Annotated in this window: 10 protein-coding genes; 9 read left to right on the plus strand and 1 reads right to left on the minus strand. The window is 46.6% G+C overall.

Features of this window, described 5'->3' with window-relative positions; translation table 11 throughout:
- The first annotated feature begins 141 nt into the window (after nucleotides 1-141).
- The 7 genes from kefG (at nucleotide 142) to motX (ending at nucleotide 6,823) form a co-directional block, all read left to right on the plus strand.
- The gene (gene kefG / locus EJ063_RS15585) at nucleotides 142-726 is read left to right on the plus strand and encodes a glutathione-regulated potassium-efflux system ancillary protein KefG (protein WP_126575266.1); all 585 of its coding nucleotides are present in this window, start codon (nucleotides 142-144) and stop codon (nucleotides 724-726) included.
- A complete protein-coding gene (gene kefB / locus EJ063_RS15590) occupies nucleotides 716-2,512 on the plus strand; it encodes a glutathione-regulated potassium-efflux system protein KefB (RefSeq protein ID WP_126575267.1) in 1,797 nt (598 codons plus the stop codon). Before kefG ends, kefB begins: the two co-directional genes overlap by 11 nt.
- A gap of 17 nt (nucleotides 2,513-2,529) precedes the next feature.
- Entirely contained in the window at nucleotides 2,530-2,724 is a 195-nt protein-coding gene (locus EJ063_RS15595) for a YheV family putative zinc ribbon protein (RefSeq protein WP_126575268.1), read from the plus strand.
- A gap of 92 nt (nucleotides 2,725-2,816) precedes the next feature.
- Nucleotides 2,817-3,404 carry a peptidylprolyl isomerase gene (gene slyD, locus EJ063_RS15600; RefSeq protein ID WP_126575269.1) on the plus strand — a complete coding sequence of 196 codons (588 nt, stop codon included), beginning with the start codon at nucleotides 2,817-2,819 and terminating at the stop codon, nucleotides 3,402-3,404.
- A gap of 108 nt (nucleotides 3,405-3,512) precedes the next feature.
- Nucleotides 3,513-4,454, plus strand: a complete 942-nt coding sequence (locus tag EJ063_RS15605) for an isoaspartyl peptidase/L-asparaginase family protein (RefSeq protein WP_126575270.1) — start codon at nucleotides 3,513-3,515, stop codon at nucleotides 4,452-4,454.
- Nucleotides 4,455-4,626: 172 nt separating this feature from the next.
- Nucleotides 4,627-5,943 (plus strand): adenylosuccinate synthase, encoded by a 1,317-nt coding sequence (locus EJ063_RS15610; protein ID WP_126575271.1) that lies wholly within the window; start codon nucleotides 4,627-4,629, stop codon nucleotides 5,941-5,943.
- Nucleotides 5,944-6,184: 241 nt separating this feature from the next.
- A complete protein-coding gene (gene motX, locus EJ063_RS15620; protein ID WP_126575273.1) occupies nucleotides 6,185-6,823 on the plus strand; it encodes a flagellar protein MotX in 639 nt (212 codons plus the stop codon).
- A gap of 103 nt (nucleotides 6,824-6,926) precedes the next feature.
- Here the strand turns inward: motX and EJ063_RS15625 are convergent, their stop codons facing one another.
- Entirely contained in the window at nucleotides 6,927-8,336 is a 1,410-nt protein-coding gene (locus tag EJ063_RS15625) for an amidohydrolase (RefSeq protein WP_126575312.1), read from the minus strand.
- Nucleotides 8,337-8,588: 252 nt separating this feature from the next.
- Between EJ063_RS15625 and rnr the strand changes: the two genes are divergently transcribed.
- Both rnr and rlmB read left to right on the plus strand, forming a co-directional pair.
- Nucleotides 8,589-11,045 (plus strand): ribonuclease R, encoded by a 2,457-nt coding sequence (gene rnr / locus EJ063_RS15630; RefSeq protein ID WP_126575274.1) that lies wholly within the window; start codon nucleotides 8,589-8,591, stop codon nucleotides 11,043-11,045.
- A 23-nt stretch (nucleotides 11,046-11,068) separates the two neighbouring features.
- Nucleotides 11,069-11,809 (plus strand): 23S rRNA (guanosine(2251)-2'-O)-methyltransferase RlmB, encoded by a 741-nt coding sequence (rlmB, locus tag EJ063_RS15635; protein ID WP_126575275.1) that lies wholly within the window; start codon nucleotides 11,069-11,071, stop codon nucleotides 11,807-11,809.
- The last annotated feature ends 466 nt before the right edge of the window (nucleotides 11,810-12,275 follow it).

Raw genomic sequence — 12,275 nt, forward strand, 5'->3', positions numbered from 1 at the left:
GGGTCGAATAGTAGGTTACTTAACTACCTATGTCGATCGTTGCGTTATTGAGGCTAACAACGTATAACAAACTGATAACGATAAATTACAATAAATACCGTCATCTCGGCTATGAATGATAAAAGGATTGCTGTCCAAGGAATGCAGAGTTTAGTTTCTGATAAGCCCAAAGTATTGGTGCTGTACGCTCACCCTGAATCGCGCGAGTCAGTCGCGAACCAAATGATGCTTAAGAAGATCGAGTCGCTTGAGCACGTCACTGTGCACGATCTCTATGCGCATTACCCTGATTTCTTTATTGATGTGAAAGCCGAGCATCAGTTGCTCAATGAGCATGATGTGATCGTCTTTCATCACCCGCTTTATATGTATTCTTGCCCAGCGTTATTAAAAGAGTGGCTTGATCGCGTGCTTGGCAAAGGTTTTGCGTTTGGCAGTGGCGAAGCGCTGAAAGGGAAGTACTGGCGCAGTGTGATCACCACTGGAGGTAAAGAGGATGCTTTCGGTAAAGGTGGCTATAACCGCTATCCTTTATCAGAGATCCTACAACCTTTTGAGCTTACAGCGGCACTTTGCCAAATGCATTGGATTGAGCCGTTAGTGCTTTATTGGGCGCGTAACGTGAGTGAGATGGCACGTTATCAACATGCTGAAGCGTACCGTCAATGGTTGAATGATCCTTTGCACTTGTTAGCGCAAGAATTAGGAGGTCAATATGGCGCTTGAAAATGACTTTCTGCAAAGTAGTGCGATTTTCTTAACCGCTGCGGTAGTGGCGGTGCCTCTTGCCCAGCGCTTAGGTTTGGGCTCAGTCTTAGGTTATTTACTTGCAGGTGTGGCGATTGGCCCTTGGGGTTTGGGCTTAATCAGTGACGTCGAAGCGATTCTTCACTTTGCTGAGTTTGGCGTTGTGCTCCTTCTGTTCTTAATTGGCCTAGAGTTAAACCCGAAAAAGCTGTTTCAAATGAAAGGGCCGATTTTAGGGCTCGGTGGCGCACAAGTCGTTGTCACTACATTGGTCCTCGCCAGTGTGGCCTACCTTGCGGGTGTTTCATGGCAAACCAGTGTCGTGATTGGTATGGGTTTAGCACTTTCGTCTACGGCCATCGCTTTAAGAGTTATAGAAGAACAAGGTCTCGCAGGGAAAGAAGCAGGGCAGTCAGGCTTTGCTGTTTTGCTGTTTCAAGATATCGCGGTTATCCCGATGTTAGCTTTACTGCCTGTTTTAGCCGGAAACACGGCGGGTAATTGGCTTGATGCTATGTGGATGCTCGGCGGTGTGGGTGGTTTGTTGATTGGTGGTCATTTCCTCTTAAGACCTCTTTTCCGCTATGTGGTGCTCAGTGGTGTGAGAGAGCTGTTTACCGTTGCCGCGTTGTTGCTGGTTATCGGCATTGCCTTAATGATGAAGCAGCTTGGTCTCTCGATGGCCCTAGGGACTTTCCTTGCTGGGGTGCTCTTAGCTGAAAGTGAATACCGTCACGAACTTGAAATCGCCATTGAGCCGTTCAAAGGTTTGTTGCTTGGCCTTTTCTTCATTGCCGTAGGTATGGCAGTGAACTTAGGGCTACTTGCACTGCAACCATGGTCAATTTTGGCCGCGGTGTTTGGTCTTGTCATCGTTAAAGGTATGATTTTGTACTTGCTGGCTCGTCTTGCAGGCAGCCGAGCAAAAGCACGCAGTAAAATGGCGGCGATCTTAAGCCAAGGTGGTGAGTTCGCTTTTGTTATCTTCACCGCTGCTTCTAGTGAAGGGCTACTTAATCAAGAACAAACGGCTTTCTTATTAGTGGTGGTGAGTTTGTCGATGGTAACCACCCCGTTACTGCTAATGGCTCAAAGTAAGTGGTATGCACGAGGACTCAACGCAGAAACCGCGTCTGAGCTTCAAAGCGATATCATCAACAAACAACCACGCGTCATCATTGCAGGATTCGGTCGTTTTGGTCAGATCATTGGCCGACTCATGTATGCCAACAAGATTAAAGTCACTGTCCTAGAAAGTGATGCCAGCCAAATTCAGCTGCTGCGTAAATATGGCTACAAAGTGTTTTATGGTGATGCGACTCAAGTCGACTTGCTTCGTGCTGCGGGTGCCGATAAAGCGGAAGCGATGATCATCTGTACCGACTCACCTGATGAAATCATGCAGATCATTGAGATCTGTAAAACCAACTTCCCGAATCTGAAATTACTGGCTCGTGCTCGTAGCCGAGTTGAAGCATACCAGCTATTGAGTCACGGCGTTGAAAGCTACTCCCGCGAAACTTTCTTAGGGGCGTTAGATTTAGGTCGCCAAGCATTGGTCGATTTAGGCATGCACCCGTATCAAGCAAAGCGAGCGGAAGCGCATTTTAGAAAACTGGATAATGCTATGCTCAAGGAGCTGTTACCGCAGCACAAGGATGATAAACAATTGGCCCAAAGAGCCAAAGAAGCCCGAAAAGAACTGGAAGAGATTTTTGGTCATGAAATGGAAAATGACCAACAAGCAAAGAACTTCTGGGATTAATCCAATAGAGTTGTAATATGAAAAAACGATTTATCGCAGGCGCCAGCTGCCCTAAGTGTACTGAGCAAGACACACTCCGCTGGTGGATAGAGAACAATCTTGAGCTCGTAGAATGTGTGGAGTGTGGTCATCAAGATCAACGCAAACCCGAATCGGTTGATTCGACAGAACACAGTGGCCAAGAAATGATCGGGATTTTTAAGCCGGATTGATTGAGTTTCTCTAAATCATCCCCATAATACCCCCATAGAAAGTTTGACGGCTACGGTGGTTTCCGTAGTCCTTTATTCTCCTTGGAGTCAATATGAAAATTGAAAAGAACGTAGTAGTAAGTCTTGCTTACCAAGTAAAACTAGAAGATGGCGTGGTTGTAGACCAATCAACGACTGACGCACCTCTAGATTACCTACACGGCAACAACAACCTAATCACAGGTCTTGAAACTGCATTAGAAGGTAAGGAAGCTGGCGCTAAGTTCTCTGTAACAGTTTCTCCAGAAGAAGCGTACGGCGAGCACAACGACGCTCTAGTTCAACGTGTTCCTGCGAACGTATTCCAAGGCGTTGAAGAAATTGAAGTAGGTATGCGCTTCCTAGCGGATACTGACCAAGGTCCAATCCCTGTTGAAGTAACAGAAGTAGACGGTGAAGAAGTTGTGGTTGACGGTAACCACATGCTTGCTGGTCAAACGCTAACGTTTGACGTTGAAGTTGTTGCTCTACGTGAAGCGTCTGCAGAAGAGATCGAGCACGGTCACGTACACCAAGCTGGTGGTTGCGGTCACGACCATGACCACGATCATGAAGGCGGTTGTTGTGGTGGCGAAGGCCATGACCACGGTGAAGAGAAAAAAGACGGCTGCTGCGGTGGCGGTAGCTGCGGTTCTCACTAATCCGTTAGCTGATAACTAGAATACAAAAGGCGCTTCCGCTGTACGGGAAGCGCCTTTTTTGTTATTTGTTCTATACCACAAGGTCGTTAGAGATATGGAGACCAACCAATGACGCAACCTTTTTCAATCGCCATTCATGGCGGAGCTGGAACCATTCTACGTGAGCAAATGCGTGATGAATTAAAGGCGTCTATCCTAGCCGACCTTGAAGCTTCGGTGTGTGCTGGCTATAAGGTGCTATCAGAATCGGGCGATGCGCTTGATGCGGTTGTCGCCGCAGTGAAAGTGTTGGAAGATTCTCCAAACTTTAATGCAGGTAAAGGTTCGGTCTTAACCAACAAAGAGATGGTCGAGATGGATGCGTCGGTGATGCACGGTAAAGAGCTTGATGCCGGTGCGATTGCGGGTGTCCGTCATATCAAAAACCCGATAGAACTTGCCCGCGATGTAATGAACAAGAGCAATCATGTCTTACTGATTGGTGAAGGGGCAGAAGAGTTTGCTTTTGAGCACGGTTATGAGTTTACCGAGCAAGATTATTTCTTCACTGACCGTCGTTACGACCAACTGCTGTCGATGAAAGAAAAAGGTCTATTTGCCCTGTCAGAATCTAAGTACCCAGATGATAAAAAATACGGCACAGTTGGGGCGGTTGCATTAGATCAGCATGGCAACTTAGCAGCAGCAACCAGCACCGGCGGCGTGACCAACAAGAAATATGGCCGAGTCGGGGATTCATCAATCATTGGCGCGGGTACCTATGCCGAAAATGGCAACGTTGCCGTTTCAACCACGGGAATGGGTGAGTACTTTATTCGCAAAACGGTGGCGGGCGATGTTGCTGCGCGAATGCGTTACTTGAAAGAAGATGTACATACGGCGAGTGAAACGGTCATTCAAGGCGAGCTCAAAGAGATGGGCGGTGAAGGTGGCCTTATCGCGGTAGACGCACAAGGTGAGATCCATTTCGCGATGAACAGTTCCGGTATGTATCGTGCCGCCATCGACATTGATGGTAATGTTAGCGTCAAAATTTATGCTAATGAATAACGTCACGGCAGCATAACCTTCCATGGCTGAGACTAACTGGCTGATTTATTTCGGTGTTAATTTCAGCCCAAATGGATTTCCTCCATATTACGTCTGCATGATTAAAAAATGACTGCAAGAAATGTGATTCAGTGCTAGAATCCATTTTTAACTAGCAACAGATACTGGAAAGATGGGAAATAACGTAGTCGTTCTGGGCACCCAATGGGGTGACGAAGGTAAAGGTAAAATTGTTGACCTTTTAACTGAAGATGCAAAATATGTGGTTCGCTACCAAGGCGGTCACAATGCAGGCCACACACTAGTCATTGACGGTGAAAAAACCGTTCTTCACTTAATTCCATCAGGCATCCTACGCGATAACGTAAAATGTGTTATCGGTAACGGCGTTGTACTCTCGCCTGAAGCACTTCTTAAAGAAATGAAGCCTCTTGAAGAGCGCGGTATCCCAGTACGCGAGCGTCTTTTCGTTTCTGAAGCTTGTCCTCTAATTCTTCCGTACCACATTGCTATCGACAACGCGCGTGAAATCGCTCGTGGCGCGAAAGCTATCGGTACAACGGGTCGTGGTATCGGTCCAGCTTACGAAGATAAAGTTGCTCGTCGCGGCCTACGCGTTGGTGACCTTTTCGATAAAGAAATGTTCGCTGAGAAACTGAAAGAAGTAATGGAATTCCATAACTTCCAGCTAGAGCACTTCTACAAAGCTGACACAGTAAGCTACGAAGACGTTCTTGAACAGTGCATGGGTTACGCAGAACTACTAACTTCAATGGTTATGGACGTAACTGACGAACTAGACGCAGCACGTAAGCGCGGCGACAAGATTATGTTCGAAGGCGCTCAAGGTACGCTACTAGATATCGACCACGGTACTTACCCATACGTAACTTCTTCTAACACGACTGCTGGTGGTGTTGCTGCAGGTTCTGGTTTTGGTCCTCGTCACATCGGTTACATCCTTGGTATTACTAAGGCGTACTGTACTCGCGTTGGTTCAGGTCCATTCCCTACAGAACTTTACGATGGTCTAGATAAGCAAGACCCAGTTGGTAAGCACCTAGGCGATGTTGGCCACGAGTTTGGCGCAACAACAGGTCGTCTACGTCGTACAGGTTGGTTTGATGCAGTGGCAATGCGCCGTGCAATCCAAATCAACTCACTAACGGGTATGTGTCTAACTAAGCTAGACGTTCTTGATGGTCTTAAAGAGATCAAGATCTGTACTGGTTACAAGATGAAAGATGGCGCTATCCTAGAGGTTTCTCCAATGGCTGCTGAGTCATTCGAAGAAGCAACGCCAATCTACGAAACAATGCCTGGTTGGTCTGAGACAACATTTGGTGCTAAATCAATCGATGCGCTTCCACAAGCTGCTCTTGATTACATCAAACGTATCGAAGAACTAACGGGTGTACCAGTAGACATTATCTCTACAGGTCCTGACCGTAACGAAACAATCATCAAAGTTCACCCATACGGTGCTTAATTTCTGATTGTTCAGACAGTTGCAAAAGCCAGCGTTTATCGCTGGCTTTTTTTTGTTCTTTTTCCTTGCGATTCGAGCGACTAACGGCAACAATTTGCCAAATGGCGGCAATTTCGATTAAAGAGTTAGCAACGTTTGCCGATAAAGGTATCAAGCTTGCCGCATGAAGTGGCAAACACCTCACTGGCTGTTTACTCATAGTACAGGCAGTGTGGATGAATCGAAGTATAGAGTGCAGAAAATGAAGCTAAGGAAATTAGCGGCTTCGATGGTATTGGCGTTGAGCGCATCTGTGGTTCAGGCGAATGACTCGTCTGGTATTGGTGAGCCCATCCCAATTTATACCGAAGCTGAACTGATTAAACTGATCAACAACAATCAACACCTAGAACGCGTAAAAGCCGATAGCTGCCAGTTAGTGGAAGACATTGTGGCTCGTGCAACTCGCATTAGCTTACCGGCATACGAATTTTTGTATGGTGACATGCTTGCGTGGGGTGTATGTGTAGAGCAAGACGTAGAACTTGGCCTTTACTACATGGAAAATGCAGCGCATCAAGGTTTACCGGCAGCGCTAGAGCAAATTGGCCGTTACTACTCACGTGGCACGATTGTTCAGCAAGATAAAGAGCGAGCAATTCCTTATCTACGTGAAGCGGCGGCTATGGGTAACTTAAATGCACGTATTCATTTGGCGGAATTACTGCTGCGTGATTACGGTAGCCCGCTGGATTATGAAGATGCCTATCGTTGGTTGTACAACTCAATCACCGCAGACCAAAGGACCCACAAGCGCATTAGTGTCTTAAGGCAAGGCCTAGAAAGGCGAATGCCACAGAACATAATCGCCCGAGCTAAAAAGCGCGACACCTTCTGGTAAACGAGTAAATTATCGAACGCGACTGACTGACTGCACTCGGTCGGTAGCACTAGAAACAAAAATGCCCAGCACTTGCTGGGCATTGTCGTCTTTGGGAACGTGGTTATTGAACCACTTCACCTGACTCGATCACTGTCTCGCGAACCACTTTAGTAAACTCAAGCGCTTCTTCGCGGATTTCATCCTCATCAACCGTAAGCATTTCGCGGTCTTTCATGATGATGTTGCCATCGACAATGGTGTGTTTCACGTTCGCAGAGTTTGCAGAGTAAACCAGTGCTGAATATGGATTGTAAACAGGGACCATGTTTGGCGCCTTGGTATCAACGACGATGATATCCGCCAGCTTGCCGACTTCCAGAGAGCCAATTTTATCTTCCATATGCAGTGCTTTCGCTGCGCCCATCGTCGCCATATCAATGACTTTGATTGGAGGCATAGCAGCACGGTCTTTGTTGACTAGCTTGTGAACCTTAGCCACTTGGTTGAACTCATCGATCGTGCTCAGTGTGTTACCTGACATCGGGCCGTCCGTACCTAGGCCAATACGTACATCTTCATCATACATTTTAAGTGCAGGTGAAACGCCTTTCGCTGATTTGATGTTCGCACTCATGTTGTGTGCCACGCCCATGTCAGATTCTTTAACCAGTTTGATGTCTTCATCATCAACTAAGATCATATGTGCGCCAACCAGGTTCTTGTTTAACGCACCGATGCTATGCATGTACTGAACTGGAGATAGACCATCTGCACGTTTAGCAATTTTCTCTTCTTCACGGTGAGATTCTGCTAGGTGAATCATCACAGGTACATCGTGTTCTAGAGAGAGCTTCGCAACCTTCTGCAGAATCTCAGTGGTGTTTGTGTAAGGCGCATGTGGCGCGAAGGCTGGCGTAATACGTGGATGGTCTTTGTATTCTTCAATGAAGTTCAGCGCGTACTTAATACCTTCTTCCGCGTTGGCTGCATCTGCCACAGGGAACTTAATCACGGTTTCGCCTAGCACAGCACGCATACCGATTTTATCGACGGTTTTCGCCACTTCATCTTCGAAGTAGTACATGTCTGCGTAAGTTGTTACGCCGCCCTTAACCATCTCTACGTTACCTAGGTTCGCGCCAATACGAACCATATCACGAGAAACCAGTTTAGCTTCAAGAGGGAAAATATAGCGGTGTAAGCGATCTGGCACATCATCCGCAAGAGAGCGGAACACCGTCATTGATACGTGAGTGTGAGTATTGATAAGACCAGGCATCACAATGTCGCCGTCAGCATCCAATACCTTCTTGGCTTTGTATTGCTTCTCTAGAGATTCGTCACCGACTGCGATGATTTTGTTGCCTTTTACTACAACAGTACCGTTTTCATAAACCGTTTTATCTTGGTTCATAGTCAGGACCATTGCATCAGTGATCATCAAGTCTACTTTTTCAGCAGCAGAAGTTGAAAAAGAAAAGAGGCCAAGACCAGCAATAGCAGTGGCAAGTATTGTGCGCTTCATACTCATAGCGATACCCGTAATAGGAGGAACAAGGAAATTTGTCCGAATCATACTCCTGATATTTTTGTCTGCAATCGTTTGCTTTGTGGTTTGCACAGAAGTGTGATCTTTATCGTATGGTGTAAAGGGTTGTGAAGGTTGATGCTAAGTTATGAAAAAGCGGTGGAAAATTCCCTTTTTATCTCTAGCAAACTGTAGCTTACTGCATGAGTCAGATATACTAGATTTAATTCCCTTCCTTCTTAATTAGGCGTGCCTATGTCAGACAATACCCATAATGACCCATTTGCAGCTCGTGAATCGGAAAATTATGAAAATCCGATCCCGAGCCGAGAGTACATTCTTGAATTTTTAAGCCAAGCAGGGGTTCCAATGAACCGTAATGACCTGTTTGAAGCGCTGAAGCTTTCAGGAGAAGATCACTACGAGGGGCTTCGCCGCAGACTTCGTGCTATGGAGCGTGATGGTCAGCTCGTGTTTACTCGTCGCCAGTGTTACGCATTGCCTGAAAAGCTCGAAATGATTAAAGGTTATGTCATTGGTCATAAAGATGGCCATGGTTGGGTTCGCCCAGAAGGAAGTGTCGGCAAAGACAATGACATCGTACTGCCACATCACCAGATGAAAAATATCATCCATGGTGACTTTGTATTAGTGCAGCCAACAGATAACTCAAAACGTGGCCGTAAGGAAGGGCGATTGGTACGCGTTTTAGAAGAGCGTCAAACACAGATTGTGGGTCGTTTCTTCTTAGAGTATGGCTATTCTTACGTTGTGGCCGATGATTCTCGCATTTGCCAAGATATTCTGATCCCAAATGAGCTTCGTGCTGGTGCTCGTATGGGTAATGTCGTGGTGATTGAGATTACCGATCGTGGTTCTCGTTCACGTGGCATGATGGGTAAAGTGGTGGAAGTATTGGGCGAAAACATGGCGCCGGGTATGGAAACACAGATTGCGATTCGCACTCACCAAATTCCTCACGAATGGCCTGAAGCCGTTGATAAGCAGATTGAAGGCTTAGGTGAGGAAGTACCAGAAGAAGCGAAAGTAGGACGCGTTGATTTACGTGATTTGCCACTCGTTACAATTGATGGCGAAGATGCGCGTGATTTCGATGATGCCGTATTCTGTGAAAAGAAAAAAAGTGGTGGCTGGCGTCTGTGGGTTGCGATTGCCGACGTAAGTTATTACGTTCGCCCAGACTCAGCGTTAGATAAAGAAGCGATTAACCGTGGTAACTCGGTTTACTTCCCATCACAAGTCGTGCCAATGCTACCAGAAGTGCTATCGAACGGCTTATGTTCACTCAACCCTCAGGTCGACCGACTGTGTATGGTGTGTGAGATGACGATCTCGGAAACGGGTAAGCTCTCGGGTTACAAGCACTATGAAGCGGTGATGAACTCTCATGCACGTCTAACCTACAACAAGGTTCACGATATTCTAGAAGGGGATGAAGAGCTGCGTACTCGCTACGAGCCAGTCGTTCCTCATCTAGAAGAGCTGCACAGAATGTACAAAGTGCTTAAGCATGCTCGTGATAATCGTGGCGCGATTGAGTTTGAGACGGTAGAAACTAAGTTTATCTTCAATGCTGAGCGTAAGATTGACAGCATTGAACCTGTGATTCGCAATGACGCTCATAAGCTGATCGAAGAGTGTATGATTCTGGCCAATATCGCCTCTGCGTCTTTAGTCGAGAAAGCGAAAGAAGCGGCGCTATATCGTATTCACGAATCTCCGGGTGAACTGCGTCTGCAAGGTTTCCGTGATTTCCTTGGTGAGCTAGGTTTGCACCTAAATGGTGGTTTAGAGCCATCGCCAACGGACTACGCTGATCTGATTAAGCTGATAGCCGAGCGTCAAGATAAAGAGTTAATTCAAACGATGCTGCTTCGCTCAATGAAGCAGGCAGTATATAACGCCGATAACTGTGGTCACTTTGGTCTGGCACTTAAACGTTATGCGCACTTTACGTCACCAATTCGACGCTACCCTGACTTATTGCTGCATCGCGCAATCAAATACCTTATCGCAAAAGAAAACGGCACACTGAAAGATCGTTGGACGCCAACGGGTGGATACCACTACTCGTTTGATGATATGGACTTCTACGGTGAGCAGTGTTCTATGACAGAGCGCCGTGCTGATGATGCGACCCGTGAAGTGTCAGATTGGCTTAAGTGTGAATACATGCAAGATCATGTTGGTGAAGAGCTCGATGGCGTGATTGCCAATGTGACCGGCTTTGGCTTCTTTGTGCGATTAACTGACCTACACATTGATGGCTTAGTGCATATTTCAGCACTGGCCAACGATTACTATCAATTTGATCCGATTGGTCAAAGACTGATTGGTGAAAGCTTTGGTGCTATCTACCGATTAGGCGATGCGGTTAAAGTGAAAGTGCTGGCGGTAAACCTTGATGATCGCCAAATTGACTTTGAATTAGTCGGTACAAGTCGTAAGCTACGCGGCGAAGGAAAGACCGCCAAGAAGCGAGCGGCAGAGGCTAAGAGAAAAGCCAAAGAGAAAAAACGTGCGGCAACCAAAGGTGGTCGTAAGGCGAGCCCAGAGGTTGAGCCTACTAAGCGACCTGAAAAACCAGAGTCACAAGGCGCGGCTAAAAAACCGAAAGTGACCAAGGCTCGTAAGAAAAAGCCGGGCGCTAAACCAAAGAAAACCAAGCGTAGCCCAAAGCCAGCACAGTAAGAATTAACCCAATAGGTTTTTAAATGAGTAACGAATTTATCTACGGTATTCACGCAGTAAAAGCAGTCTTAGAGCGTGAACCTGAGCGTTTTATCGAAGCATTTGTGCTGAAAGGTCGTCAAGATGACCGTTTAATGCCGATTTTAAATGAGCTGCAAGTGTGTGGCGTGTCGATTCAACAAATGACACGTAAGACACTGGATGACAAAGCGCGTGGTGCCAACCACCAAGGCATCATGGCCCGAGTTAAACCGGCTAAGCAGCTGAATGAAAATGATCTCGATGACATTCTTGCTAAGCATGAAGCGCCACTATTACTGGTTCTTGATGGCGTAACGGATCCACATAACCTAGGCGCATGTTTACGTAATGCGGATGCGGCTGGTGTGGCTGCGGTTATCGTACCAAAGGACAAGTCAGCAAATATTACTGCTACAGTCAGTAAAGTTGCATGCGGCGCAGCCGAAGCCGTACCTTTGGTTCGAGTGACGAACTTGGCACGTACCATGCGCACACTGCAAGAGCAGGGCGTTTGGTTTGTGGGTACAGCGGGTGAAGCAACTCAAGATATCTACCAAGCGAAGCTAACGGGCTCACTTGCTATCGTAATGGGCGCAGAAGGTGACGGCATGCGTCGCCTAACCCGTGAAACATGTGATGACCTGATCAAGATTCCTATGGCGGGCAGTGTTTCAAGCTTGAACGTATCTGTTGCTTCGGGCGTTTGTCTATTTGAAGCCGTGCGTCAGCGTTTAGCTCAATAGCATTACTACAATTATACTTAGTAAAGCGCAGGCTGTTTGTTCAGCCTGCGCTTTTTTGGTTTAGGCCTTAAAGGCACGTCATTCCATAGACCGAAGAATGAGGGAGTAGGGAATCTCGCAACGAATTCGACTAGCTTTTAGTTTTAAGAGACTCGGACTCCTCCCCCACATTACGCGATTAATTTTCAAACAGCACTTGCATGTAAAACTGTGATCTGTATAATGCGTCGCACTGGTTAAGCCAGTTGTGAACCAATGAGCGAAGAGGAGCTGACAAATCTGAGGATTTGTTAGGTAATGTAGACTCAGCTTATGTTCGCGGTTAATACAATTAGCTACTTATTCTTCGGAATAACTATCCCCAGACGTGATTCTGGTACATAGGGGTAGTTAATCGAAAATTAACTGACAATACTTCCTAATCTTGGAAGTTACGGTTTCACATAAATCAATCGCACATTCTCTC

The sequence above is a fragment of the Vibrio aquaticus genome (assembly GCF_003970385.1).
Classification (GTDB): domain Bacteria; phylum Pseudomonadota; class Gammaproteobacteria; order Enterobacterales; family Vibrionaceae; genus Vibrio; species Vibrio aquaticus.